Source organism: Mesorhizobium sp. M9A.F.Ca.ET.002.03.1.2, assembly GCF_003952365.1.
Classification (GTDB): domain Bacteria; phylum Pseudomonadota; class Alphaproteobacteria; order Rhizobiales; family Rhizobiaceae; genus Mesorhizobium.
This window is the reverse complement of record NZ_CP034443.1, coordinates 4576713-4602090: the sequence shown is the minus strand read 5'-3', so window position 1 is coordinate 4602090 and position 25378 is coordinate 4576713. Positions and strand designations below refer to the sequence as shown.

Genomic DNA, 25378 nt, shown 5'->3' with positions numbered 1-25378 from the left:
GCCAGCGTTGGTAGGAGCATAACAAATTATCTCTGGCGTGGATATGATTTCGTGTGGACCGCTGGCTTCCGACGGACTGAAATGGTTGCGGCGGCTACCATCCGGCTGGACCCCACGGCATCTCCAGGGAAACCGAGCTCGCCCGGACCGAAGGCGGGTCGCGCCCTTACGCTTCCTTTGACATGGGTTCTGGTGTAGAAATTGCGATGGTCTTCGGAGAAACGAGTTCCGGCGCATCAGCGGAACGGCGTCAGTCGGGCGGACACTTCGGCGACTTGAAGATATCACGCGCCGAAACGAGCCCTTGCCATGAGCTACCGTCTCCTCCTGCGCATTGCTGCGGTCCTGCTGGTTTCACTTTTCGGATCCCTCGGCGTTCAGGCCGCGGTCGAGGAAGGCCAGTCGCTACAGCCAGGCAAGCGGCTCGCGATCGTCATCGGCAACTCCGACTACCGGAGCGCCCGCCTCCCGCAGCTGGCCAATGCTGCAAACGACGCCACCAGATTTTCTGAAAGCCTGAAGAGGCTGAAATTCGATGTGCTGACGGCAACCAACCTGTCGTCCGACGGGTTCACCGAGCTTTTCAAACAAGCCGAGGGCAAGTTGGCGGACGCCAGCGCCGTCCTCATCTTCTACGCTGGCCACGGCGTGCAACTCGGGGGCGAGAACTATCTTCTGCCGGTCGATACGCCCAACGCCGAGAACCTGCAGGAGTTGATCGCGGGCGCGGTCAAGCTCAACGATGTGATTTCGAGATTTGCCAACCGTGAAAGGCAGACCTTCGTGTTTCTTGACGCCTGTCGTAACAACCCGATGGGCAAAGGCCCCAGCGCCATGGACGGCCTCGCACAGATCGAAGTGGGTGAAAACACATTCATTGCCTTTGCAACGCAGCCCGGCAACGTCGCTGTCGACGGCTCGGGAGACAACAGCCCCTTCACCACGGCATTGTTGAAGAACGCCGAGATTCCCGGGCTCAGCATTTCGGACATGATGATCCGCGTGCGCAACGAGACCGAGGCAATCACCATCGGGCGTCAGGTTCCGTGGGATCAGTCGAACCTTCGCGAGCAGTTTTACTTCACCGAGCAGCAAGTGCTCGATCCGGCCCAGCTCAGCGCCAGCCTGTCGCGCATCCTGGCCGATCCTGCCGCCAAGGAGAAGCTGAAGGTCGAGCTCGCTTCCAACGACCTGCAGACAGCCGTTCTGATCGTTGGCCAGACATTGCGTTCGGTCGAGGTTTCGCCCTTACCCGACGCTGCGGCCAAGCCCGCCGGCACGCAGGTCGCCAGCCTCGAGGGGGCCAGGCAGAGCGTCGTCTCCGGACTTGAAACGCTGATCGTCGGTACTTCGGCGACCGAAACGGATTCCCAAAAAGCGACCGATCTCGCGCGCAGCATCCAGACCGAATTGCGACGTTTGGGCTGCTATCGGATGACGGTGGACGGAAGTTGGGGCAAGGGCTCCGTGCGCGCGCTCACCAATTACTACAAAAACACCGCGAAAACCGCATCCGCGACCGAGCCTACGGTTGAACTTCTGAGTGACCTTTTCCTGCGCTCCGGGCGGGTTTGCAAGGATCCGGTCGTCGTGCGGAAGATCAAGCCGGCGAAGGTGGCATCGGAGGCGGCTCCGACGCGCAAGAAGGCGGCCAACCGAAAAGCCGCACGGTCGCAGCAGCAATCCTCGCGTCCGGCCGCACCTCCGCCCGACATCAGCGGCGGCATTGGGATCGGCGGCGTTTTCTAATGCATGTCGTCCAAAAGTGCGCAGCGGTTTTGGGATAACGACATGCATAAAAACAAAAACCTAAAGCGCGTCGCATGAATCCCTTCAGACGCGACGCGCTTCAACGCACGCCGCAAATCGGAATCGATTTTTACTTCGCCACCTTCGGCTCGGAAAGGATCATGCGCAGACTTCAAAAGTGCTACAGTGTCCTTTCGCGTCCGAAAGGACGCTCGGCACCGTAGAAGACGGACCGCCGTCAGAGGCCGGGCCATGACGACCGATACACCCCTGAAAACACCATTGCACCGCCATATGCAATTCGCGGTCTCGGCCTGCGTCGGTGTGGTGGCACTGGCGATCGCGCTGGTCTTGCGCGCTCCGCTCGTCTATTCGATCGGCGCCAATGCGTTCTTCGCCACCTACACAGCCCTCGTCATCGCCCAGATGCCGCTGCTCACCGGCCGCTATCTGAGCAAGAATGCCCGCGCCACCGACCAGCCGGTGCTGGTCATCTTTGCCGTGACCCTGATTGTCGTCGCCGTTGCTATCATCTCGCTGTTCCAGTTGATCAATCGAGGGGGCAGCCCGCATCCCGTCGAACTCACCTTCGCGCTGCTGTCGATCCCACTCGGCTGGTTCACCATCCACGCCATGACGGCGCTGCACTACGCGCATGTCTACTGGATGGACGATGAAGAGACCGACTCCGGCAGCAAGTCGAAGCAGAAAAAGCCCGTCGGCGGCCTCGTGTTTACCGGTAAGGAGCAGCCGGACGGCTGGGACTTCCTCTACTTCTCGACCACCGTCGGCATGACCTCGCAGACGTCAGATACCGACGTCTCGACCACGCAAATGCGCCGCATCGTGCTTTTGCATTCGATCGTGTCGTTCTTTTTCAATACAGTGATCGTCGCCGCCGCGGTCAACCTCGCCGTCAGTCTTGGAAGCCAGTAGTACCGGCCAGCCTGTAATAATTCCGTGCCAGTAATAAATACGTGATTGCATGAAACATCGCTTTGGCTGGCAACGTATTGGGAGGAGAACGATCGCAAAGGCCGACTGAGCGGCCGGAAGGACGCAAAGAAATGGAATCGGTTGCCAGAAGCCAATCCGCCGCCGAGGTGGACGCTGCCCCTCTGAAGGATGCGACGCTGATCTACCGGCAGTCGCGCTGGACGCGGCTGACGCATTGGCTCTGGGCCATCTCGCTGTTCTTCATGCTGCTTTCCGGCCTGCAGATATTCAACGCCCGCCCCCAGCTCTATATCGGCAAGGAGTCGGGATTCGCATATAACAATACCGTCTTCGCCATCGGCGCCGAGAACACCGCACACGGTCCGCGCGGCTACACCGAGATCTTCGGCAAGCGCTTCGACACGACCGGTGTGCTGGGTTGGTCCGGGCCGGCGGGCCAGGAGAGGTCTCGCGCCTTCCCGTCCTGGGCGACGATCCCTTCCTATTACGACCTCGGCACCGCCCGCGTCGTCCATTTCTTCTTCGCCTGGATACTGACCACGACACTGGTCGTCTGGCTGGTCGCCAGCCTGATCAACGGTCATCTGCGACGCGATCTTGCCCCGCGCATCGACGATTTCAGGCGCTTGCCGCGAGACATCGTCGATCATGCCAAGCTGAAGTTCCACCACGCGCGCGAGTACAACACGCTGCAGAAGATGGCCTATGGCGGCGTGATGTTCGTGCTTTTGCCGCTGATGATCATCACCGGCCTTGCCATGTCGCCGAGCATGAACGCGGCGCTGCCATTCCTCAACGACCTGCTCGGTGGCCGGCAGACGGCGCGGACGATCCATTTCATCGTGATGCTGCTGCTCATCGTCTTCTTCATCATCCATATGCTGATGATCTTCGCCGCCGGCCCGATCAACGAGCTGCGTTCCATCATCACCGGCTGGTACCGGACCGATCCGCCGGCGCATGACGGCAAAACGCCCGAGAGGAGTGCGTGAGATGGCGAAGTTTATGATCAGCCCCAAACTACAGATAAGCCGAAGGAAATTCCTGACCTCGGCCAGCCTCGGCGTCTCCGGCATCATGCTGTCGGGTTGCGATGCCTTCGACAGCCAGCTTGGCGTCGGCGACGGCCTGCGCAGTTTCCTCGAAGGCGCCAACGGCCTGACATGGCGCGCGCAACGCCTGCTCGCCGGCGATTCGCTGGCGCCGGAATTCACCGAGGCCGACATCCGCCAGCCGCAGCGGCCGAACGGCGTCACCGCGCCGGACGACGATGTCTACAAGGGCCTGCTCGCCAACAATTTCGCCGACTGGCGGCTCGAGGTTTCCGGCCTTGTCGAAAAGCCGCTGTCGCTGACCCGCGAGCAGCTGATGAACATGCCAAGCCGTACCCAGATCACCCGCCACGACTGCGTCGAAGGCTGGAGCTGCATCGCCAAATGGACCGGGACGCCGCTGTCGCTGGTGCTTGATCAGGCGGTGGTCAAGCCGCAGGCGCGCTACGTGATGTTCCATTGCCTCGACACGATCGACCGCAGCCTGTCCGGCGACATCAAATATTACGGCTCGATCGACCTGATCGATGCCCGTCATCCGCAAACGATCCTTGCCTATGGCGTGAACGGCAAGCCGCTGCCCGTCGAGAACGGCGCGCCGTTGCGTGTCCGCGTCGAACGCCAGATCGGCTACAAGATGCCGAAATATCTCCACAGGATCGAACTGGTCGACGGTTTCGCCACTGTCGGCGGCGGCAAGGGCGGCTACTGGGAGGACAATGGCTACGACTGGTACGGCGGCATCTGACCGAGACGCTCAACTGTCGCTGTCGTCGCTGTAATCTTCGCCATCGCTGCGCAGGGCCGGGTTCATCCGGAATATCGGTCCCCTATATCAGCAGTGCCTTGAGAACCAGCAAACAGCGAGGTCGCCAGCGAAGACTTGTCGGTAAGGCCGCCGCAGGTAGGTGACAAGGTGTCGCCTACAGGCTATGGATGGCGAGTCGAGGGCTTTTGCGAGCCCTACCTGTTTGCGGGAGAGAGCAGCGAGAGCTGCCGCCGAAGGGGAAATCGCCCGAAATCTCTCAGGCAAAAGAACCGTAGACGGGAAAGACACTCTGGAAAGTCGGGGTTTTTTCGCCCCGCGCCGAAGGTGTAAGCGCTGCCGACAGAGTTACGGGGCGCGAGTCTCTCAGGCTTCAGACAGAGGGGCACGGACTGGCCGCCATTCGCGGCCGATTGCGTGCGACTCTGGAGATGACATGACGGGCGACGACACCAAACACCTGCCCCTCGAAGATCTGCACGTGGCAGCCGGTGCGCGCTTTGGCGCGTTCGCCGGCTGGTCGATGCCGCTGACCTATCCGGCCGGCGTGATGAAGGAGCACCTTCATACCCGCGAACACGCCGGCCTGTTCGACATCTCGCACATGAAGCTGTTCGAGATCAGCGGCCCGGGCGCGGTGGCGCTGCTCGATCGCGCCTGTCCGTTGGACGCAGGCGCGCTCGAGATTTCCCAGTCCAAATACACGTTCTTTCTCAACGAAGCCGCCGGCATCACCGACGATCTGATCGTCACCAGGCTTGGCCGCGAGCGCTTTATGGTCGTCGCCAATGCCGGCAATGCCGAAGCCGACGAAAAGCACCTGCGCGCGCTGGCTGGGGATTTCGACGCAAAGGTTGACGCACTCGACCGCGTCTTCCTGGCGATCCAGGGACCCGAAGCCTGGGCCGCCCTGTCCCGCGCCGGCATCGAAACCGGGTCGCTTTTGTTCATGCATGGCTTTGAGCCCCGCGCGAACTGGTTCATGAGCCGGTCGGGCTATACCGGTGAAGACGGTTTCGAGATCGGCCTGCCGGAAACGGACGCGCGCGATCTCGTCGCCAGACTGCTCGAGGACGAGCGCGTGATGTGGGTGGGGCTGGCCGCCCGCGACAGCCTGCGGCTCGAAGCAGGGCTATGCCTGCACGGACTGGACATCACGCCTGAGATCGACCCGGCTAGCGCCGGGCTGATGTGGGCCGTCCCCAAGGACATCCGCGCCACCGGGCCGTTCATCGGTGCCGATGCGTTGCGCGCAATCATTGAGCGCGGCCCGGCGCAAAAACGCGTCGGCCTGAAGCCGGAAGGCCGCCAGCCGGTGCGCGCCGGTGCTGCCCTTTTCGACGCCGACGGCAATCCCGCCGGCCACGTCACCTCCGGCGGCTTCGGCCCTTCGGCCGCCCATCCAGTAGCCATGGGCTATGTCCAGACTGCGCTGGCCAAGCCCGGCGCCAGGCTTTTCGCCGATGTGCGCGGGACGAAAATCCCGATTGATATCGATCCCCTGCCCTTCACACCTCATCGCTACCGCAAAGGATAAGTCCCGATGGCAAAAACCTATTTCACCGAAGACCACGAATGGCTCCGCGTCGAAGGCGGCATCGCCACCGTCGGCATCACAAATTACGCGCAGGAGCAGCTCGGCGATCTCGTTTTCGTCGAATTGCCGGAGCTTGGGAGAAAGCTGGCCAAGGGCGATACGGCCGTCGTGGTCGAATCCGTCAAGGCGGCATCGGACGTCTATGCACCGGTCGACGGCGAGATCACAGAGGCCAACACCTCGCTCTCATCGGACCCGTCTTTGGTCAATTCGGCGGCAACCGGCGACGGCTGGCTGTGGAAGATGAAGCTGGCCGATGAAAGTCAGCTCGAAGGCCTTCTGGATGAGGCCGCCTACAAAGCCCATATCGGTTGATAGCAGGACCAGGAAGATGACCGCAGCACCCTACCCCTTCTCGGCCCGCCACATCGGCCCGGGCACCAACGATGTCAGAGCCATGCTGGCGACGATCGGCGTTCCCTCGGTCGAGACGCTGATCAGCCAGGCGGTGCCGAAATCGATCCGGCTCGACCGGCCGCTGGCCTTGCCGGCCCCGGCAAGCGAAGCGGAGGCGCTGGCCGAGCTTTCAGCGACAATGGCGAAAAACACGGTGCTGAAGAGCTTCATCGGCGCCGGCTACCACGGCGTCCACGTGCCGCCGGTCATCCAGCGCAACCTGTTCGAGAACCCCGCCTGGTACACGGCCTACACGCCCTACCAGGCCGAGATCAGCCAGGGCCGGCTCGAAATGCTGTTCAATTTCCAGACCCTGGTCACTGAGCTGACCGGCCTGCCGGTGGCGTCGGCCTCGCTGCTCGACGAAGCGACGGCGGTGGCTGAGGCGGTCGGCATTGCGTTACGCCATCATCGCGACAAGCGGACCAAGGTGGCGCTGGCCGGCACGCCGCATCCGCAGACGCTCGACGTCGTGCGCACCCGTGCCGAGCCGCTCGGCACCGAGGTCGACGGCGAGACGATCGACGACAACACCGCCGCCTTGCTCGTCTCCTGGCCCGATACGTTCGGTGTCTACGGCGACCACAGGGCGGCAATCGAGAAAGCCCGCGCCACCGGTGCACTCGTCGTCTTCATTGCCGATCCGCTTGGCCTGACGCTGACCGACACGCCGGCAAAGCTTGGCGCCGACATCGCCGTCGGTTCGATGCAGCGCTTCGGCGTGCCGATGGGCTTTGGCGGGCCGCACGCCGCCTATTGCGCGGTTTCGGACAGGCTGACGCGGCTGATGCCCGGCCGCCTTGTCGGCCAGTCCACCGACAGCAAGGGCCGCCCTGGCTACCGCCTCGCCCTGCAGACGCGCGAACAGCATATCCGCCGCGACAAGGCGACCTCCAACATCTGCACCGCGCAGGCGCTGCTGGCCAACATGGCGACGGCCTACGCGATCTGGCATGGCCCTGCCGGCCTGCAGGCGATTGCGGAACGCATCCACACGCTGGCCAACCGCCTGGGAGCCGGCCTCAAGGCTTCGGGCGTTTCGGTGCTTGGCGCAAGCCGCTTCGACACGGTAACGGTGGAAGTGAGGGGCAAAGCCAGCGCGATCGCCGCCGCCGCCGAAAAGACCGGCCGGCTGCTGCGCCTGATCGACGCCGACCATATCGGCGTCAGCTTCGACGAGACCTCCACCAATGCCGATCTGGAAGCCATTGCGGCGCTGTTCGGCGCCAAGGCGGGGGCCGCTGCCGGCGGCACCATGCCCGGACAGTCGCGCGGCAAGGCGTTTCTCACGCAGCCCGTCTTCCACGAAAACCGCTCGGAAACCGACATGATGCGCTTCCTGCGCCGGCTGGCCGACAAGGACCTGGCGCTCGACCGTGCCATGATCCCGCTCGGCTCCTGCACCATGAAGCTCAACGCCGTCGCCGAGATGATGCCGGTAAGCTGGCCTGATGTCGCCAACCTGCATCCCTTCGCGCCGGCCAGCCATTCGATCGGCTACCGCGCCATGATCGACGAGCTGGAAGGCTGGCTGGCGGAGATCACCGGCTTCGACGCAGTGACCCTGCAGCCCAATGCCGGCAGCCAGGGCGAATATGCCGGGCTGCTCGCCATTCGCGGCTATCATCGCTCGCGCGGCGAAGGCCACCGCACCGTCTGCCTGATCCCGTCTTCCGCGCATGGCACCAATCCGGCGAGTGCGGCGATGGCCGGCATGAGCGTCGTCGTCGTGCGCTGCACCGAGGACGGCAACATCGACATCAACGATCTGAAGGCCAAGGCGGCCGAGCACGCGCAAGACCTCGCGGCCTTGATGTTCACCTATCCCTCTACGCACGGCGTCTTCGAGGAAGGCGCGCGCGACCTCTGCACCCTCATCCATGAGCATGGCGGCCAGGTCTATTTCGACGGCGCCAACCTCAATGCGCTGGTCGGTCTCGCCCGCCCCGGCGACATCGGCGCCGATGTCTGCCACATGAACCTGCACAAGACGTTCTGCATCCCGCATGGCGGCGGCGGTCCCGGCGTCGGCCCGATCGGCGTCAAGGCGCATCTGAAACCCTATCTGCCCGGCCACGTCAACGAAGGCTCGGGCCATGCCGTGTCGGCGGCACCGTTCGGCAGCGCTTCGATCCTGCCGATTACCTGGATGTATATCCGCATGATGGGCGCTTCGGGCCTGAAGCAGGCGACCGAGACGGCGATCATTTCCGCCAACTACGTGGCGACGCGGCTCGAAGCGCATTTCCCGGTGCTCTACCAGGGCAGGCACGGACGTGTCGCGCATGAATGCATCCTCGACACCCGCGTGCTCAAGGACAGTGCCGGCATCAGCGTCGACGACGTCGCCAAGCGGCTGATCGACTATGGTTTCCATGCGCCGACCATGTCGTTTCCGGTGGCCGGCACGCTGATGGTCGAACCGACCGAGTCCGAGCCCAAGCGGGAGCTCGATCGCTTCTGCGAGGCGATGATCGCGATATCGGGCGAGGCAGCCAAGGTGGCGAAAGGCGAATGGCCGCTGGCAGACAATCCGCTGGTCAATGCGCCGCATACCGCCGCCGAGGCACTGGCCGGCCAGTGGACCCACCCCTACTCGCGCCTGGAAGCGGCCTACCCCGCCGGCGATGCCGACACGGCAGCCAAATACTGGCCGCCTGTATCGCGCATCGACAATGTCGCCGGCGACCGCAACCTCGTCTGCTCCTGCCCGCCACTGTCGGAATATCTGGGTGCCGCCGAGTAATCCTCTCGGTCGCAATCAGGCAGAACGCAAGGCCGGCTCGACCTGGTCGGTCTTGCGTTCCTTGTTCTGGACGATAACGCGATTTCGCCCGGCGCGCTTTGCCGCATAGAGCGCGGCGTCGGCTTCGGCCAGCACATCGTCGAGGCTGCTGCCGCCGGTCCCGCCAAAGCCGACGCCGCCACTGACCGTGCTGCGCAACGGACCAAGCTGGGTGGCCACGACCTCGGTGCCGAAGGCAACGCTGATCTTGCTCGCAATCTCGTAGGCCTTCTCTTCCGTCATCCGGGACATGACCAGCACGAATTCCTCGCCGCCCAGCCGAAAAGCGTCGACGCCGGTCCTGGCATATTTTCTGATGACCGTGGCGAAGCGGCGCAGAACCTGATCGCCGACCGGATGACCGAATGCATCGTTCGTCTTCTTGAAATGATCGAGGTCGAACATAGCGACCGACATGAACGGACCGAAGGCCCGCTCGCCATAGAATGCCGTTAACGCCCGCCGGTTCATCAGCCCGGTCAAGGGGTCGGTCATGGTCTCGGCCTTCAATTCGGTCTGCGCCTGTAAATGATGGAGGGAAAGCGTCAAGGCGCCGAGCCCGGTCATGCAGGCAACAGCCACGACGGAGTTCAACCGCTCGGCCCAATTGTCGGGCGCAACGCCGAGCGTCCATTGGCCCTTGACCAGCAGGACCGCGGCGCAAAGTACGAAGGACAGCGCACAGACGCTGCTCAGGAACGAAACGACCAGCAGAATCCGGCGATCGTGACCACCGCCCTTGATCCAGAACATCACGCCCATAAGCGTGAGCAGTGCCGTTACCGTCGCGTAGGTGACGATGAAGCCGACCCCGTCAAGGCCGAGATACGTTACGCCCGCGCAGACAGCCATCGCAGCCAGGGTCGGCAGGATAGCGCGCCCGTAATCACGCACGCCGAGATACTGCATGGCCGACAGGCAGAGCACCAGGAAGCCCAGGCTGAGGAGCGCGAGCACAATCTGGCAAAGCCAGGGGCTGGGATCCCTGGCGTAGCGCCAGAACAAGACCACATGCGCGACGAGCACCAGAATGCCGCAGCCCACCGTCAGCACAAAGCGTGCCTGTGGCGCGGCGAACCAGATCGCAAACATGGTGATGCTGAGGCACGTGCCCGACAGCGCCGCCGCGAGCAGGAGCGAACTGTAATCCAACATGCGTGGGCAGCAGCCTCTTGAGGGGTTCCGCTGCATTCTAGGTCATCGGCAGTTCGCAAATACCGTTTTTCGGCCAACCTTCCGGCGCAACCTTCGGACAAGGTTTACAAAGCGTCGATGTCCAAGCGTCGACCCATTTCCGCCGCTTGGTTGTCGAATGGTTTTGCGGTAAGAGGCTCTATCCTCGAACGTAACAGGAACCTCCGTCGCCTGCCCGCAAAAAGCGTGGCAGTATCGGGTGGTGATTCGCAGCATCGGAATCCAGGACCGGCATGGACGACAACAACGATCTTTTCGGCACTATGGACAAGCAGCCGCAACCGGTTCGCGCCACCGCGCGCCCGGTCGACCCGCTGGTGCAGGCGGCGAGGCGCCCGGCATCCCGCGACGGCAGCGAGAGCTACAGTGCCGCCGACATCGAGGTTCTGGAAGGGCTGGAGCCGGTGCGGCGCCGCCCCGGCATGTATATCGGCGGCACTGACGACAAGGCGATGCACCATCTGTTCGCCGAGGTCATCGACAATTCGATGGACGAGGCGGTCGCCGGCCACGCGACTTTCATCGATGTCGAGCTTTCCGCCGACGGATATCTCACAGTTACCGACAATGGCCGCGGCATTCCGGTCGATCCACACCCGAAATTCAAGAAACCGGCGCTCGAAGTCATCATGACGACGCTGCATTCGGGCGGCAAGTTCGACTCGAAGGTCTATGAAACCTCGGGCGGTTTGCACGGCGTCGGTGTTTCCGTGGTCAACGCGCTGTCGGATCATCTCGAGGTCGAAGTCGCACGGGGACGGCAACTTTATCGGCAAAGATTCTCGCGCGGCATTCCGGTCACCGGCCTGGAGCATCTCGGCGAGGTACACAACCGCCGTGGCACCAAAACGCGCTTCCATCCCGACGAGCAGATTTTCGGCAAGGGCGCGGCTTTCGAGCCGGCGCGGCTCTATCGCATGACGCGCTCGAAGGCCTATCTGTTCGGCGGCGTCGAGATCCGCTGGACCTGCGATCCGTCACTGATCAAGGAGAAGGACACGACGCCGGCCAAGGCCGAGTTCCATTTCCCGGGCGGCCTCAAGGACTATCTGAAAGCCTCGCTCGGCGACGAATTCCAGGTCACCCGCGAAATCTTCGCCGGCAAAAGCGACAGGCAAGGCGGCCATGGTTCGCTCGAATGGGCCGTGACCTGGTTCGGTGGCGACGGGTTTCTCAATTCCTACTGCAACACCATCCCGACCGGTGAAGGCGGCACGCACGAGGCCGGCTTCCGCAACGTCTTAACGCGGGGCTTGCGCGCCTACGCCGACCTGGTCGGCAACAAGCGCGCTTCGATCGTCACGTCCGAGGACGTGATGATCTCGGCGGCGGGCATGCTGTCGGTGTTCATCCGCGAGCCGGAATTCGTCGGCCAGACCAAGGACAGGCTGGCGACGATCGAGGCGGTCAGGATTGTTGAGACCGCCATCCGCGACCCCTTCGACCACTGGCTGGCCGACAACCCGCAGGAAGCCTCGAAGCTGCTCGAATGGGTGATCGCACGCGCCGACGAGCGGGTGCGACGTCGCCAGGAAAAGGAAGTGTCGCGCAAGAGCGCGGTGCGAAAGCTGCGGCTGCCCGGCAAGCTCGCCGACTGCACGCAGAATGCCGCGGCCGGCGCCGAGCTCTTCATCGTCGAGGGCGATTCGGCCGGCGGCTCGGCGAAACAGGCGCGCGACCGCGCCAGCCAGGCGGTGCTGCCGCTGCGTGGAAAAATCCTCAACGTCGCCAGCGCCGGCAACGACAAACTTGCCGCCAATCAGCAGATCTCGGACCTGATCCAAGCGCTCGGCTGCGGCACCCGGTCAAAGTACCGCGATGAGGACCTGCGCTACGACCGGGTCATCATCATGACCGACGCCGATGTCGACGGCGCCCACATCGCTTCGCTGCTGATCACCTTCTTCTATCAGGAGATGCCGAACCTGATCCGCGGCGGCCATCTCTATCTGGCGGTGCCGCCGCTCTACTCGATCAGGCAAGGCGGCAAGGTCGCCTACGCCCGCGACGATGCGCACAAGGACGAACTTCTGCGCACCGAATTCACCGGACGCGGCAAGGTCGAGATCGGCCGCTTCAAGGGGCTGGGCGAAATGATGGCCGCCCAGCTCAAGGAAACGACCATGGACCAGAGGAAGCGCACCCTGCTCAGGGTCGACGTGATCGACGCCGAGGCCGCGACCAAGGACGCGGTCGACGCGCTGATGGGCACCAAGCCGGAAGCCCGCTTCCGCTTCATCCAGGAACGCGCGGAATTTGCCGAGACGGAAGTGCTGGATATCTGAACGCCTCTGCTCGGCGAGGTGGCAAGCGGCAGGCGGCGACCATCGCTGTTCCAAGACGGTACGCGGCATCCGAGCGAAGCGAGCGGCATATTGCAGGTCGCGGCCGCGTTGCACATCATCGCCGCGGCAATCGAGGATTTCCGGATTTTTTCGCGAAGATGCGTAACCCATCAATTTGACAAGCACCGGAGACGCGATTGAGGCAAGCCGATGCCGCTGCCATGTTAAGCAGCGCTGAAAGCGCCGAATGGTTGAGTATGGGAATTACCCCCTTGATGTGTTTCAAGGATAATTCCCTTGAAACCGGCGACATTCTGCATTCGTGTCATTTTGGCAACAAAACAGAGGAACCGTTGTCCAACTGCCGCCAAGAGTAACCGCGCATATAGACCAAGCCAGCAATCTGGGGCAATTTGGTATCAACATTAGGGGTAAATTATGCGCAAGATTCTTCTCGCATCCATTCTCGTTATTGGCTCATCCGAAGTTGCGGTTTCGGCCGACGCTGTGATTGAAACACAACCCATTGAGTCGGCCTATAACTGGAGCGGCGCTTATTTGGGCGGATTTATTGGCTACGGTTTTGGTGACACCGAACACATCAATCCGCCCGGTACGACGGGAGATCTGGACATCGATGGGTTCATTGGCGGCGTCGCCGTGGGCTACAACTACCAGGTGGACCATTACGTTCTTGGCGTCGAGGCAGACATTGCCTGGTCTGACATAGACGGTTCCCACGGGCCAGATTTGTTCAACTCGTTCAATTGCGGGACGGGCCCGTGCGAGACGGAAGTCAATTGGCTTGCCACAATTCGCGGCAGAGCGGGTTATGCGTTCGACAACATCCTGCCATACGTAACGGGTGGTTTGGCGATCGGAGGCGTGGATGCACGCATCCCGAACGATCCCACGTTGCAGAACGGCGAGGAGACTCAGGTCGGCTGGACGGTGGGTGCAGGTATTGAATACGGCATCACGCAGCAATGGACCGCCAAGGTCGAGTATCTCTACACTGATCTCGGAGATTGGCGTTACGACAGCAACGACTCCGACTTCAGCGCCACGGCAAAATTCTCAACCGTGAAGTTCGGCGTCAATTACCGCTTCTGATTATCGGCCGGTCCTGATTTCTTGCTCGGGTGTTGTAGAATGCCCGAGCTTTTGGTTTGTCGGCAACCCGCAGACAGTCCGTTAGAGTGTCAGGCGGCCGCGATCGCCAGCGCGTGACCGCGCGCGTTTTCGCGCAGCGCATCGAGATGGATCGACTTGACCAGTCCGGCAAGATCGCCTTCCGCCGACTGCCCGCCGAGCTCCTTCAGCATCAGCCAGCTGACCTCCTGGACGCCGGCGAGGCGCTTGCCATTGGCGACTTCGCGCCAGATTTTCAGCGCGCGCAGGATGATCGCGTGCGTGGCCGTGGCAAGGCCGGCACTGCGGAACAGCGCCTGGAGCGCCACGTCATGCCCGCCGGCCAGCAGTGCCCTCACCCGTTGCTCGGACTGCTGGCTGAGCGCGACCAGAGCCGAGCCGAAGAAGTCGACCTTACCATGCGCGACGGTGCGGATGATGAAGCTTGCGGTCAGGTCGCCGCGCAGGCGCAGATGCTCGATCAGTGCGGCATGCTCTTCCTGGCGCGTGCCTTCAATCAACGTCACGGATGCCTTGACGCAGGCGTCGCGCATGACACGCTCGGCTCTGGCGCGCCCCATCAGCGCCAGCACCAGCGGCGAACCTTTAAGCGTTTCGCCAAGTTTTATCAGCAGCATATGCCGGCAGTCGGCGGGCAGGCGCGCGTCTGATATCAGCGCTTCGCGCACCAGAGGCAGATGGCCATGGCGTTCGGCGATGCGTCGGAAGCTGAGCGAAGCGATGTCGGCGCCGCTGTTGGCGAGCAGCGTGGCGCAGGCTTCCGGCTCACCGATTTCGGCGATCGCCGCGGCGACCGCCATGGAGACGCGCGGACGGTCGGCGATCAGTTTCTGCGTCGCCTTCTGGCCGCCGGCAACGCGGTCGATCAAATCGGCATCGGTGAGCAGCGGCGAACGCGCCAGCACCAGGCTTGCGACTTCCGGCTGGTCGGACGCCAGCGCGCTGATGATCTGCAGCGGCGCGTGATGGCTCATCGACAGCGCCTCCGCCATCGCCAGCCGCACTTTCGACGAGGCATCGTCGAGCAGCAGGGTCAGCGCCGCCTCCGCCGCGCAGCGGTCCTCGAAAGGCAGATCGGCATTGATGTAGGCGCGGGCAAGCGCGCTTGCCGCCGCGGCGCGCTCCGAGACTCTCGCCGTGTATATCCATTTCAGGAAATGCGAAACAACCATGCCGTCCGCTACGCCCTAACCCGAGTCCGTTCCCGCCCCTGAGAAGACCGTAGGCAGAAATGGTTTACGAACGGTTCACCATGTTTGTTAACTGGCTTGCGAGCGCGATAAGCAACGCCTATCAACCCTTAGAGCGACGTGCGTCCCTTCGGAACGCACAAAGTACGCTCTAACACTTTGAATCTTCGCATCGGCCCGAGAATCGGGTTCGATTTTCGGGCCGATGCGGCAGCGGAGGAGATCGACCATGGCCGGGCTTTATCTGGAAGAGTTCGTCGTCGGCCATGTCTTCCGGCACACGCTGCGGAAAACCGTCACCGAAAGCGACAACATGCTGTTTTCGGTGATGACGCTGAACCCGCAGCCGCTGCACATCGATTTCGACTTCGCCGCCAAGAGCGAATGGGGCAAGCCGCTGGTCAATTCGCTTTTCACGCTGGGTCTGATGATCGGCATTTCGGTGAACGACATCACCGTCGGCACCACCATCGCCAATCTCGGCATGAAGGAGACGGTGTTTCCGCATCCGGTCTTCCACGGCGACACGATCCGCGTCGAGACCACGGTGGTGTCGGTGCGCGAGTCCAAATCGAAGCCGGATCGCGGCATCGTCGAGCTCGAGCACCGCGCCTACAATCAGAGTGACGTGCTCGTCGCCAAATGCACAAGGCAGGCGATGATGAAGAAGGCAACGTAGTTCATGCGTTCATTGCTGTTCGTTCCCGGCGATTCCCAAAAAAAGCTGGAAAAGGCGTTTGGCGCCGGCGCCGACGTGGTCATCGTCGACCTCGAGGATTCGATCGCGCCACAAAACAAGGCCTTGGCGCGCGACACCGCGGCGCGCTTCATCGTCGAACAACGGCATCAAACCAAGTCCGCTATCTATGTGCGGGTCAACGATCTCTCGACCGGCCTGACGGATGACGATCTGGCCGCTCTCGTGCCGGCCGGACCCGACGGCATCATGCTGCCGAAGTCGAACAGCGGCCAGGACGTCCAGCATCTGTCGGCAAAGCTCAGGGTGCGCGAGGCCGAAAACGGCCTGCCGGATGGTGCGATAAAAATCCTGCCGATCATCACCGAAACAGCTGCCGGCGTGCTGGCGGCTGCGACTTATGCCAACGCAAGCGCACGGCTTATAGGCGTCACCTGGGGGGCGGAAGACTTATCGGCGGCGATCGGCGCGCGTGCTGCGCACGACGAGAACGGCCGCTACACCGATGTGTTCCGCCTCGCCCGCACCATGACCATCCTTGCCGCGGGCGCTGCGGAAGTCGCTGCGATCGACACGGTTTTCCCCGCCTTTCGCGACATGGCCGCGTTCGAGGCCGAATGCGCCGAGGCCGAGCGCGACGGCTTCACCGGCAAGATGGCGATCCATCCGGCGCAGGTGCCGGTCATCAACACCGCCTTCACGCCGTCGGCTGAGGCGGTGAAACACTCTGCCGCCTTGGTTGCGGCATTCGAGGCGGCTGGAAATCCCGGCGTGGTCGGCATCGACGGCAAGATGTACGACCGGCCGCATCTGCGGCTGGCCGAGCGGCTTCTGGCACGCGCCAGGGCGGCGGGGATTTCGGCCTGATCTTTCCCCGGCCCTAGTCTTTTTCCCAACGAGGCCGGCGCATCGAAAAGATCTCGCTGACACTGGCATAATCCATATAGCCAAGACGGCTGACATTGCCCGCCTTGGCGATATCGAACATGCCGTCCTTCAGGAACGCATCATCGATATGCACGCCGACGACTTCGCCGGCAACGACGACGGCGCTGGTCAGTGTCCCGTCCAGCGCCTTTGGCCGCAGGATTTCCGTCACCCGGCATTCAAGCGCCGCGGGCGCCGCCGCGACGCGGGGTGGCGCAACAAGACGCGACGGCGCCATGATGAGATCGGCATAGTCGAATTCGTTGACGCCGCGCGGCGCATCGACCGCGGTGCGGTTCATCTTTTCCGCAAGATCGCGGCTGACGAGATTGGCGACGAACTCGCCTGTCTCTTCGGCGAAGGTCGCGCTGTCCTTCTCGCCTTCGGATGAAAACCAGACGATGAAGGGTCGTGTCGAAAAGGCATTGAAGAAGGAATAGGGGGCGAGGTTGATCTTGCCAGCCTTGTTCACTGTCGAGATCCAGCCGATCGGCCGTGGCGCCACGATCGCCTTGGACGGGTCGTGCGGGAGCCCGTGACCTTTTGACGGCTCGTAGAACATTCAGCCCACCCACGGCCCGGCATAATCGGCATAGAGCTTTGCCGGATCAGGCCGCGGCCGTTCCGGCGCCGGCCCTTGATAGGAGCCGATATGAACGAAGCCGACGACCCGCTCATGCGGAGCCAGCCCCAGGATCGCCCTACCCTCCGGCACGTCGGAATACCAGTTGCTGATCATATTGGTGCCATAGCCCAACGCATTGGCTGATATTATCAGGTTCATCGCCGCCATGCCGCCGGACAGGAACATCTCCCATTGCGGGATCTTTGGGTTTTCCTTCGGGCTCGACACGACGCCGATAACCAGCGGCGCGCGTGAAAAGCGCGCCAGTTCCTGGTTGCGGCGGCCCTCTGGCAGCGGCCCTTCGCGCTGTTCGGCAAGGGCTGCCAGCTTCTTGCCGATCTCGACCCGTGCCTCGCCCCGGTAGAGGATGAAGCGCCAGGGCTCAAGCCGGCCGTGGTCCGGCACGCGCGAGGCAGCGGCAATCATCGTCGCGATGTCGGCGTCGCTGGGCGCCGGTTCCTTCAACTCCGGGATCGGCGCGGAGTTTCGGGTCAGCAGAAAGTCGATGATCGGCGACGCCATGGGCGCGAGTCTCCTTGGAATTTGAGCTGAAGCGCACCATCGGGGCATCGGGCGGCTTGGGCACTGGCGCGGCGCGCCGGACGGAAGAGCTCATAACAGAGCTGGTCCGGACTCTTAAGCCTTGAAATTGCCACCGCCTTGGGTTTCAACGCAAGACATGTTTGAGGGGCTCCCGCGTCTTTTCCCGATCTGGCTTGGTACCGCGCTGTTCGTGGTGCCGGTCTCGTCCGCCGTCGCGCAGGATGTCGACGGCCTCGGTGATCTGAAACTTCCCGGGATATCGCGCTATGCGCCTCCGAACAGCGAGACTTCGCTGGCACTGGGGGGCAGCGGGGCGATCACGCTGTCGGCGCAATTGACGGACAAGGGCGCCGACATCACGCGCGGCATCGTCTGGCGCATCTTCAAGCCCGAACCGACCAGCGACGGCAAGCTGCCGATGGTCGCCTCCGCCCATGGCGGCAGCGCGGTGTTTCAGCTCGAGCCCGGCAGCTATCTGGTCCATGCCTCCTACGGCCGGGCCGGCGCCACCAAACGCATCACCGTCGGCAAGGACGCGAAGCGCGAAAGCCTCGTCCTCGATGCCGGCGGTTTGAAGCTCGATGCCGTGCTGTCGGGCGGGGTGCGCATACCGCCGAAGAAACTGCGCTTTTCGATCTATGAGGGCCGCGCCGAGGCCAACCACGATCGCGCCCTGATCATTCCCGACGTCGAGCCGAACAGCGTGGTGCGGCTGAACGCGGGCGTCTACCACGTCGTCTCGACCTACGGCTCGGTGAATGCGGTCATCCGCTCCGACATCCGCGTCGAGGCCGGCAAGCTGACCGAGGCGGCCGTCGAGCATCATGCGGCGGAGATGACCATGAAGCTGGTACGCGAATCGGGCGGAGAGGCGATCGCCGACACCTCTTGGTCGCTGCTCAACGAATCCGGCGATCCCATCAAGGAAACCGTTGGCGCCTTTGCTTCGATGGTGCTTGCCGAGGGCGACTACACCATTATCGCCAAGAACCGCGACCGCATCTACCAGAAGGATTTTACGGTCGTGGCCGGCCAGAACAAGGAAATCGAGGTTCTCGCAACGGAGGCCTCGGCGATAAATCCCGAGGACGGCGCGGACTAAACCGTCCGGACAGTGCCGGCGCATGACTTGCCGATCAGGCCGCCTTGCGCATGCGTCGCGGCAGGAACTGGCCGCGGCCGCGCGCCTCGGCCGGCGCCAGATCGAAAACACCGCGATAGAGGCGGTCGAGCAAAGCCTTGCGGTCGCGCAGCGGCTCCAGTTCGTCCCATCCCAGTACGTCGCCGACGCGCACGTCGATCGATTTGCCGGACAGCCGCGCGAATTCGGGGATGAGCAGGGAAATGCGCAGCGTCAACGAAGCCCTGCCGACGAACTTCGCCACACGCCCGTCACGCTCAGCCATGTTCATCGGCCCGCTGACCAGGTGGAACAGCCGGCCGTTCTGACCGGAAAAATGCATTGGGACGACCGATGCCTTGGCGTCCTGGACGAGCCGGGCCGGAAACATCTTCCACGGCAGATCGCGCGCCCGGCCAAAACCTTTCGGCGCGGTGGCGACGCCGCCCGCGGGAAAGACGACGATGGTGACGCCCTCTTTCAGCAGCCGCACCGCCTCGTGGCGGACCGCCATGTTGTTCTTCAGCGCGTCCTTGGTCTCTGAAAAGTCGATCGGCAGCGAATAGGGCTCCATCTCGCGGATCTTGAGCAGATCCTTGTGGATCATGACGCGGAACGGGCGCTGAAGCTGCTCGGCCAGCGAGAGCACAGCAATGCCGTCGCCGATGCCGAACGGATGATTGGCGACGATCACCAGCGGCGCGTCAGGCAGCTTTGCCGGCGGCCATTGGCCGGCGACCTGCACCTGGACATCGATCAGCTCCAGCATGCGGCTGAACACGCGCTCGCCGCTCGGCACCACATGGCGACGCCAGAAATCATAGAGCGCCGCGAAGCGATCGCGGCCGGACAGCCCTTCGATGGAATGGATGAACCAGCGCGTCAATGCCGGCTGATGCGGGCTGGCATAGGAAAGCTCGGGAAACGGTCTTTCGCGCATCTTCAGCTTGAGCATGAGGGCTCGTTACAGGGCCGGCGTGACAAGCATGTGAAATGGCGGGCATGTGAAAATGGCGAGCATGTGAAAATGGCGGTGGATCGCCCCACCGCCATTCGTTGACAATCTGGCTGAACTCAGGCCGCTCGCTTGCGCTTGCGGTCGGGCGTCACCGCCTCTTCGGCAAGCATTGCCACCGCCTGGCCAAGGCCAAGCGATTCCTGGTCGCGCGAACCGAGCCGGCGGATGTTGACCGTCTCCTCCTCCGCCTCCCGCTTGCCGCAGACGAGGATGACCGGAACCTTGGCGAGGCTGTGCTCGCGGACCTTGTAGTTGATCTTCTCGTTGCGAAGATCGGCTTCCGCCAACAGTCCCGCGGCCCTCAACTGCGCGACGACCTTATGTGCATAATCGTCGGCATCGGAGGTGATCGTCGCCACCACCACCTGCAGCGGTGCGAACCACAGCGGGAAATGGCCGGAATAGTTCTCGATCAGGATGCCGAGGAAGCGCTCCATCGAACCGCAGATGGCGCGATGCACCATCACCGGCTGCTTCTTCTCCGAATCCGAGCCGATGTAGAAGGCGCCGAACCGTTCCGGCAGGTTGAAATCGACCTGCGTGGTGCCGCATTGCCAGTCACGGCCGATGGCGTCGCGCAGCACATATTCGAACTTCGGCCCGTAGAACGTGCCCTCACCCGGATTGACGCCCGTCTTGATCCGGTTGCCCGACCGCGCAGCGATCGTGTCGAGCACATCTTGCAGCACGCCCTCGGCATGATCCCACATCGCGTCGGTGCCGACGCGTTTTTCGGGGCGGGTCGCCAGTTTGACGGTGATTTCGTCGAAGCCGAAGTCGGCGTAGGTCGACAGGATCAGGTCGTTGATCTTGATGCACTCGTCGGCGAGCTGTTCCTCGGTGCAGAAGATGTGGGCATCGTCCTGGGTAAAGCCGCGCACGCGCATCAGGCCGTGCAGCGCGCCGGACGGCTCATAGCGATGAACGGCGCCGAATTCGGCCAATCTTACAGGCAGATCTCGGTATGACTTCAATCCATGCTTGAAGATTTGGACATGGCCGGGACAGTTCATCGGCTTCAGCGCGAAGACGCGGTCGTCATCAGTGTCGTCGCCGGCAACCGTCACCTTGAACATATTGTCCCGGTACCAGCCCCAGTGGCCTGAAGTCTCCCACAGGCTCTTGTCGAGCACTTGCGGAGCGTTGACCTCCTGATAGCCGAGGTCATCCAGCCGGCGGCGCATGTAGCTGACCAGGTTCTGGAACATCTTCCAGCCCTTGGCATGCCAGAAGACGACGCCCGGCCCCTCTTCCTGAAAATGGAACAGGTCCATCTCGCGGCCGAGCTTCCTGTGATCGCGCTTTTCGGCTTCCTCCAGCATCATCTGGTAGGCATCGAGCTGCGTCTGGTCGGCCCAGGCCGTGCCGTAAATGCGCGTCAGCATCGGGTTGTTGCTGTCGCCGCGCCAATAGGCGCCGGCCACCTTCATCAGCTTGAAGGCGCTGCCGATCTGCCCGGTCGAAGCCATATGAGGGCCGCGGCAGAGGTCGAACCAATCGCCCTGCGCGTAGATCTTGAGGTCCTGATCGTCGGGAATCGCGTCGATCAGTTCCAGCTTGTAGCGCTCGCCCTTGTCGGCGAAGATTTTTTTCGCCTTCTCGCGCGACCAGACCTCTTTGGTGAACGGCTTATTGCGTGCGATGATCTCGCGCATCTTCTTCTCGATCACTGGGAAATCGTCGGGGGTGAACGGCTCGTTGCGGGCGAAATCATAGTAGAACCCGTTTTCGATCACCGGCCCGATGGTCACCTGCGTTCCCGGCCACAATTCCTGCACGGCTTCGGCCAGCACGTGCGCTGCGTCGTGGCGGATGAGCTCCAGCGCGCGCGGGTCTTCGCGGGTGATGATCTCGACCTTGCCGGACTTGCCGAGCGGGTCGGAAAGATCGCGCACCACGCCGTCGATCGAGTAGGCGACAGCCTTCTTGGCCAGCGACTTCGAGATCGATTCCGCCAGACCGGCGCCTGTCATCGCCGCTTCGTAGTCGCGGACGGAGCCATCGGGAAATGTCAGGGAAACGGAATTCAGCATAGAGTTCTCCTATCCAGTCCCGCAAACGAGCGCGGGTGGTGAAATGCGTGTCGCCCAAAGAGCCTGCCCTCGGGCTTGACCCAAGGATGCGAAGCGGTTTTGGGTTACGACACGCAAAAAGTAAAAGCCGGATACGTCCGGCGGCAGTCTTTTATGGGCAGATTCCCGCGCCGTAAAGCGGGATCGTTGGTCGCTCAGTCTATTTGATCAGACCAGGAAGGTCTTTCAGGAACGTCGACCGCGTCTTGAGGCCCTTGGGCATCTCCGACCGCTTCGTATCGACCACCAGGCGGGCAAAGACGATCCGGCGGCCATCCTTTTCTCCCCAGCCGACAAACCAGCCAAGCGAGCGCTTGTCCCGGGTCTTGTCATTGCCAAGCCCGGTGCTCCCGGTCTTGCCCTGGACCGTCCAGTCTCCCGCGCGGAACGTCGGAACGATGGCATCGGTCATGGCATAGGCCCTGTCCGAAACCGGCAGTTTGCGGTCGAGCAGCCGGCGCAGGAAATCGATCTGTTCCGTGGGCGATATCTTGAGGGAGGAATTCACCCACGACCGGGTGAGCCCATCATCCTTGCCGGCAGTGCCGGAGACGTCGGAGTTGCCGTAGTCGAACTTCGAGACGTAGCCGGCGAAGCGCTCGCTGCCGAGCCGCCGGGTGATTTCCCGCGAAAACCACAGGACCGAATCCTTTTCCCAGATCGTCGGGTCGACGGTCTTCTGGTCGCGCTTCACCGCGTTGAACTCAGGCTTGTAGTCCCATGCCGGCGTGTGCTCGTCGCGCAGGATTCCGGCGTCGTAGCCGATCAGCGACAAGGGGACCTTGAACGTCGAAGCGGGGCTGAAGCGCTGGTCGCAAACCCCGTCCCGGTACAGCGTTTCGCCGCTTGCAGCATCCAGGATCAATGTGCATTCGACATCCTTCAGCGGCGCGGATTGAGCGTGGATCGGAAAACCCAGCATCCACGCCAGAAGGTAGAGAACCAAAGCGAAAACGAATGGACGGCGATCTATCTGGCGCATTTGGCAATCTCTCCTGAGGCATGTCAGGAGCGGCTTAGCGAGGCCTCTTGTCTCGATTTTGTCTTAAATGCGCAAGATGCGGTTAACCCTAGCAAATCGTAAAGATCTGCCCGATTGCAGAGCTTTGCGCCCCTGCCGGCATCAGCTTTCGCCGTCCCTGCGCGTTTTTCCGATCCGCCAGTACCGCCAGGGCATGAACCAGACATAGCGACCGGCCAGCACCTCCGGCACGCGGTCGATGCCATGCGTCCCGAACGGTCCGCAGCGTAGCACCCGGAAAAGCCCCATCCAGCCGCCGGCCCACAGCCCGTGGCGGGCGATCGCCTCATGCGCGTATTCGGAACAGGTCGGCAGATGCCGGCAGGAATTGCCGACAAAGCCGGACAGGGTCAGCTGGTAGAAGCGTACGAGCGACGTGCCGAGGATTCGGCCGGGCGTCTTGCGCCACGGGCCGGGCCAGTTGCGACCGCGCTGGAGCGGCCCGGCGACATGCGCATGCCCATGTTGATCGCGCACCGCATTCTCCGCATCGCGTTTCCCCGAATAGATGTGAACTTCGAGCAGAGAACGCAATCCCCTTCTTCCCGCCTGTGATCCGCTTCAGGATCTTGGACGGCGAACAGGATACCGATCGGCCGGAGGCAACCAACGAGCGGTACCGGCCCGCCGTTCCTCGCAGCGGCCGGCAGAGGGCCTATCACGCCATTGAAACGTTGCTATCCGCATGACGTCGCCAAAAATGCTCAGGAACTGGATCATGGCCGCATCTCCTCTAGGCGCCGATTAGACCGCTGCTGGCCTTCGTCCTCAAACGAGTATAATTTGCGCCTCGGATAACTAGAGATTATGCGAATGAAGCGTGGCCGCCTCCCCCTGACGGCGTTGAGGAGTTTCGAAGCGGCCGGCAGGCACCTGAGTTTCAGCCGGGCGGCCGAAGAGCTTTTTGTCTCCCAAGCTGCGATCAGCCGCCAGGTCCGCGAGCTCGAGCTGTTCCTGCGCCAGCCTCTGTTCTACCGTCACCATCGCCGCGTCGAGCTTACCGATGCCGGCCAGCGCCTGCTCGATCAGCTCGTCAGAAGTTTCGACGACATTGACGGACTGCTTTCGGAATTGGTGGCGACGCCGGCCCAGTCGGTGGTCTGCGTGAGCGTCGAGCCCTCGCTTGCCGCATCCTGGCTGGTGCCGCGGCTCAATCGATTCCGCGAACTGCGGCCGGATATCGACATTTCCCTCGATGTCGACCCGCGCCTGATCGAGTTCCGCAGCGATCAGGCCGAACTCGCGCTGCGCTTCAGCGCCCACAGCACGTCATGGCCGCGCAGCGAGGCGGAACGCCTGGCGCCGGTCATCGATTCGCCTGTGTTGTCGCCAGCACTTTCAGCATCGGGCGTTGCCCTGGAAAGTCCGGCCGACCTGCGTCGGTATACCTTGCTGCATGAAGAAAATCGCCAGGGCTGGGCGCGCTGGTTCGAGGCAGCCGGCGTGTCCGCTGATGCGATACCGGAGCGTGGCCCACTGCTGGCCGACGCCTCGCTCTCGAAACAGGCGGCCATGCTGGGGCACGGCGTGGCGCTGGGCGACCTTCTGCTGGTCAAGGAGGAACTGGCGACCGGTACGTTGATCAAGCCATTCGATATCAACGTGGTATGCGGCGCCTATTGGCTGGTGGCGCGGAGCCTGCGCAACCTGTCCGAACCGGCCGCGGCCTTCGCTGACTGGATCCGGGTCGAATTTGCCGAAAGCAAGCGTTCTCTGGGAGGTGTTTAGGCCGCCTGTTCGGCGCGTTTCTTCTCGATCTGGCCGATCGCGTCGACCACCGCATCGAAGGTCAGCATGGTCGAGGCATGGCGCGCCTTGTAGTCGCGCACCGGTTCGAGATATCTGAGGTCGGCGAAGCGACCTTCGGGCGGCGCGCCATTTTCCTTCAGCATCTTCAGCATCGTCTCGCGAACGCTGCGCAATTCATCCGCGCTGGCGCCGATGACATGTTGCGCCATGATCGACGACGACGCCTGGCCAAGCGCGCAGGCCTTCACGTCATGCGCGAAATCGGTGACGACGCCGTCATCCATCTTCAGATCGACGGTCACTGTCGAGCCGCAGAGCTTGGAATGCGCGCGCGCGGTTGCGTCGGGGTGGTCGAGCCGGCCGATCCGCGCGATATTCCCGGCAAATCCCAGAATTTTCGCATTGTAGACATCGTCGATCATATTTTTCCAATCCGTCGCCGCCGAGCGAACGGCGATTGCCGCTAACGGTCTTCCTTTCGCT

The 25378-nt window shown here is 62.8% G+C and carries 22 protein-coding genes and 1 riboswitch; of the genes, 13 read left to right on the top strand and 9 right to left on the bottom strand.

The features are described from left to right. Positions 1–309 precede the first annotated feature (309 nt). From EJ066_RS22190 to gcvP, 7 genes are all read left to right on the top strand, one after another. The gene (locus EJ066_RS22190; RefSeq protein ID WP_126041677.1) at positions 310–1749 is read left to right on the top strand and encodes a caspase family protein; all 1440 of its coding nucleotides are present in this window, start codon (positions 310–312) and stop codon (positions 1747–1749) included. A gap of 252 nt (positions 1750–2001) precedes the next feature. After that, positions 2002–2685 (top strand): DUF1345 domain-containing protein, encoded by a 684-nt coding sequence (locus EJ066_RS22185; RefSeq protein ID WP_126041675.1) that lies wholly within the window; start codon positions 2002–2004, stop codon positions 2683–2685. A 131-nt stretch (positions 2686–2816) separates the two neighbouring features. Then, complete coding sequence (locus EJ066_RS22180) at positions 2817–3698, top strand: cytochrome b/b6 domain-containing protein (protein ID WP_126041673.1); 882 nt, start codon at positions 2817–2819, stop codon at positions 3696–3698. A gap of 1 nt (position 3699) precedes the next feature. Beyond that, positions 3700–4506 carry a molybdopterin-binding protein gene (locus EJ066_RS22175; RefSeq protein WP_126041671.1) on the top strand — a complete coding sequence of 269 codons (807 nt, stop codon included), beginning with the start codon at positions 3700–3702 and terminating at the stop codon, positions 4504–4506. A 216-nt stretch (positions 4507–4722) separates the two neighbouring features. After that, positions 4723–4809, top strand: a riboswitch (glycine riboswitch). A 151-nt stretch (positions 4810–4960) separates the two neighbouring features. After that, complete coding sequence (gcvT, locus tag EJ066_RS22170) at positions 4961–6061, top strand: glycine cleavage system aminomethyltransferase GcvT (protein WP_126041669.1); 1101 nt, start codon at positions 4961–4963, stop codon at positions 6059–6061. A 6-nt stretch (positions 6062–6067) separates the two neighbouring features. Next, the gene (gcvH, locus tag EJ066_RS22165; protein ID WP_126041667.1) at positions 6068–6436 is read left to right on the top strand and encodes a glycine cleavage system protein GcvH; all 369 of its coding nucleotides are present in this window, start codon (positions 6068–6070) and stop codon (positions 6434–6436) included. Positions 6437–6452: 16 nt separating this feature from the next. After that, positions 6453–9263: an aminomethyl-transferring glycine dehydrogenase gene (gene gcvP / locus EJ066_RS22160; protein ID WP_126041665.1), complete on the top strand. Its 2811-nt coding sequence runs from the start codon at positions 6453–6455 to the stop codon at positions 9261–9263. A 15-nt stretch (positions 9264–9278) separates the two neighbouring features. Here the strand turns inward: gcvP and EJ066_RS22155 are convergent, their stop codons facing one another. Beyond that, positions 9279–10457 carry a diguanylate cyclase gene (locus EJ066_RS22155; RefSeq protein WP_126041662.1) on the bottom strand — a complete coding sequence of 393 codons (1179 nt, stop codon included), beginning with the start codon at positions 10455–10457 and terminating at the stop codon, positions 9279–9281. Positions 10458–10729: 272 nt separating this feature from the next. Between EJ066_RS22155 and parE the strand changes: the two genes are divergently transcribed. Beyond that, on the top strand, positions 10730–12781 hold the full coding sequence (parE, locus tag EJ066_RS22150; protein WP_126041660.1) for a DNA topoisomerase IV subunit B: 2052 nt from the start codon (positions 10730–10732) through the stop codon (positions 12779–12781). Between the two features lie 438 nt (positions 12782–13219). Then, positions 13220–13894, top strand: a complete 675-nt coding sequence (locus EJ066_RS22145; protein WP_126041658.1) for an outer membrane protein — start codon at positions 13220–13222, stop codon at positions 13892–13894. An 89-nt stretch (positions 13895–13983) separates the two neighbouring features. Here EJ066_RS22145 and EJ066_RS22140 read toward each other — a convergent pair whose 3' ends face one another. Then, a complete protein-coding gene (locus tag EJ066_RS22140; RefSeq protein ID WP_126041656.1) occupies positions 13984–15105 on the bottom strand; it encodes a DUF2336 domain-containing protein in 1122 nt (373 codons plus the stop codon). Between the two features lie 247 nt (positions 15106–15352). Here EJ066_RS22140 and EJ066_RS22135 point away from each other — a divergent pair, with 247 nt between their 5' ends. Both EJ066_RS22135 and EJ066_RS22130 read left to right on the top strand, forming a co-directional pair. Beyond that, complete coding sequence (locus EJ066_RS22135; RefSeq protein WP_126041654.1) at positions 15353–15802, top strand: MaoC family dehydratase; 450 nt, start codon at positions 15353–15355, stop codon at positions 15800–15802. A 3-nt stretch (positions 15803–15805) separates the two neighbouring features. Continuing rightward, the gene (locus EJ066_RS22130; RefSeq protein ID WP_126041652.1) at positions 15806–16687 is read left to right on the top strand and encodes a CoA ester lyase; all 882 of its coding nucleotides are present in this window, start codon (positions 15806–15808) and stop codon (positions 16685–16687) included. A gap of 13 nt (positions 16688–16700) precedes the next feature. Here the strand turns inward: EJ066_RS22130 and EJ066_RS22125 are convergent, their stop codons facing one another. Then, positions 16701–17309: a flavin reductase family protein gene (locus tag EJ066_RS22125; RefSeq protein WP_126041650.1), complete on the bottom strand. Its 609-nt coding sequence runs from the start codon at positions 17307–17309 to the stop codon at positions 16701–16703. Next, positions 17310–17894 (bottom strand): nitroreductase, encoded by a 585-nt coding sequence (locus tag EJ066_RS22120; RefSeq protein ID WP_126041648.1) that lies wholly within the window; start codon positions 17892–17894, stop codon positions 17310–17312. 157 nt (positions 17895–18051) lie between these two features. Here EJ066_RS22120 and EJ066_RS22115 point away from each other — a divergent pair, with 157 nt between their 5' ends. After that, on the top strand, positions 18052–19017 hold the full coding sequence (locus EJ066_RS22115) for a hypothetical protein (RefSeq protein WP_126041646.1): 966 nt from the start codon (positions 18052–18054) through the stop codon (positions 19015–19017). A 34-nt stretch (positions 19018–19051) separates the two neighbouring features. Here the strand turns inward: EJ066_RS22115 and EJ066_RS22110 are convergent, their stop codons facing one another. The 4 genes from EJ066_RS22110 to yidD form a co-directional block, all read right to left on the bottom strand. After that, positions 19052–19990 carry a GNAT family N-acetyltransferase gene (locus EJ066_RS22110; RefSeq protein WP_126041644.1) on the bottom strand — a complete coding sequence of 313 codons (939 nt, stop codon included), beginning with the start codon at positions 19988–19990 and terminating at the stop codon, positions 19052–19054. Positions 19991–20109: 119 nt separating this feature from the next. Beyond that, positions 20110–22086 (bottom strand): threonine--tRNA ligase, encoded by a 1977-nt coding sequence (gene thrS, locus EJ066_RS22105; RefSeq protein ID WP_126041642.1) that lies wholly within the window; start codon positions 22084–22086, stop codon positions 20110–20112. A 199-nt stretch (positions 22087–22285) separates the two neighbouring features. Continuing rightward, positions 22286–23107 carry a class D beta-lactamase gene (gene blaOXA, locus EJ066_RS22100; protein ID WP_126041639.1) on the bottom strand — a complete coding sequence of 274 codons (822 nt, stop codon included), beginning with the start codon at positions 23105–23107 and terminating at the stop codon, positions 22286–22288. Between the two features lie 141 nt (positions 23108–23248). Next, a complete protein-coding gene (gene yidD, locus EJ066_RS22095) occupies positions 23249–23623 on the bottom strand; it encodes a membrane protein insertion efficiency factor YidD (protein WP_126044005.1) in 375 nt (124 codons plus the stop codon). A 336-nt stretch (positions 23624–23959) separates the two neighbouring features. Here yidD and EJ066_RS22090 point away from each other — a divergent pair, with 336 nt between their 5' ends. Next, complete coding sequence (locus EJ066_RS22090; protein WP_126041637.1) at positions 23960–24874, top strand: LysR substrate-binding domain-containing protein; 915 nt, start codon at positions 23960–23962, stop codon at positions 24872–24874. Here EJ066_RS22090 and EJ066_RS22085 read toward each other — a convergent pair. After that, positions 24871–25317: an iron-sulfur cluster assembly scaffold protein gene (locus tag EJ066_RS22085; RefSeq protein ID WP_065009453.1), complete on the bottom strand. Its 447-nt coding sequence runs from the start codon at positions 25315–25317 to the stop codon at positions 24871–24873. The two genes, EJ066_RS22090 and EJ066_RS22085, sit on opposite strands and share 4 nt — an antisense overlap. Positions 25318–25378: the final 61 nt, after the last annotated feature.

Bases quoted from the DNA above. Each gene is read 5' to 3' on its own strand.
- EJ066_RS22135 (WP_126041654.1), top strand. From the start codon at position 15,353: ATGGCCGGGCTTTATCTGGAAGAGTTCGTCGTCGGCCATGTCTTCCGG.
- blaOXA (WP_126041639.1), bottom strand. From the start codon at position 23,107: ATGCGCCAGATAGATCGCCGTCCATTCGTTTTCGCTTTGGTTCTCTAC.
- gcvT (WP_126041669.1), top strand. From the start codon at position 4,961: ATGACGGGCGACGACACCAAACACCTGCCCCTCGAAGATCTGCACGTG.
- EJ066_RS22190 (WP_126041677.1), top strand. From the start codon at position 310: ATGAGCTACCGTCTCCTCCTGCGCATTGCTGCGGTCCTGCTGGTTTCA.
- EJ066_RS22175 (WP_126041671.1), top strand. From the start codon at position 3,700: ATGGCGAAGTTTATGATCAGCCCCAAACTACAGATAAGCCGAAGGAAA.
- EJ066_RS22185 (WP_126041675.1), top strand. From the start codon at position 2,002: ATGACGACCGATACACCCCTGAAAACACCATTGCACCGCCATATGCAA.
- EJ066_RS22145 (WP_126041658.1), top strand. From the start codon at position 13,220: ATGCGCAAGATTCTTCTCGCATCCATTCTCGTTATTGGCTCATCCGAA.
- EJ066_RS22090 (WP_126041637.1), top strand. From the start codon at position 23,960: ATGAAGCGTGGCCGCCTCCCCCTGACGGCGTTGAGGAGTTTCGAAGCG.
- EJ066_RS22085 (WP_065009453.1), bottom strand. From the start codon at position 25,317: ATGATCGACGATGTCTACAATGCGAAAATTCTGGGATTTGCCGGGAAT.
- EJ066_RS22110 (WP_126041644.1), bottom strand. From the start codon at position 19,990: ATGCTCAAGCTGAAGATGCGCGAAAGACCGTTTCCCGAGCTTTCCTAT.
- EJ066_RS22180 (WP_126041673.1), top strand. From the start codon at position 2,817: ATGGAATCGGTTGCCAGAAGCCAATCCGCCGCCGAGGTGGACGCTGCC.
- parE (WP_126041660.1), top strand. From the start codon at position 10,730: ATGGACGACAACAACGATCTTTTCGGCACTATGGACAAGCAGCCGCAA.
- gcvH (WP_126041667.1), top strand. From the start codon at position 6,068: ATGGCAAAAACCTATTTCACCGAAGACCACGAATGGCTCCGCGTCGAA.
- EJ066_RS22130 (WP_126041652.1), top strand. From the start codon at position 15,806: ATGCGTTCATTGCTGTTCGTTCCCGGCGATTCCCAAAAAAAGCTGGAA.
- thrS (WP_126041642.1), bottom strand. From the start codon at position 22,086: ATGCTGAATTCCGTTTCCCTGACATTTCCCGATGGCTCCGTCCGCGAC.
- gcvP (WP_126041665.1), top strand. From the start codon at position 6,453: ATGACCGCAGCACCCTACCCCTTCTCGGCCCGCCACATCGGCCCGGGC.
- EJ066_RS22120 (WP_126041648.1), bottom strand. From the start codon at position 17,894: ATGGCGTCGCCGATCATCGACTTTCTGCTGACCCGAAACTCCGCGCCG.
- EJ066_RS22125 (WP_126041650.1), bottom strand. From the start codon at position 17,309: ATGTTCTACGAGCCGTCAAAAGGTCACGGGCTCCCGCACGACCCGTCC.
- EJ066_RS22115 (WP_126041646.1), top strand. From the start codon at position 18,052: ATGTTTGAGGGGCTCCCGCGTCTTTTCCCGATCTGGCTTGGTACCGCG.
- EJ066_RS22140 (WP_126041656.1), bottom strand. From the start codon at position 15,105: ATGGTTGTTTCGCATTTCCTGAAATGGATATACACGGCGAGAGTCTCG.
- EJ066_RS22155 (WP_126041662.1), bottom strand. From the start codon at position 10,457: ATGTTGGATTACAGTTCGCTCCTGCTCGCGGCGGCGCTGTCGGGCACG.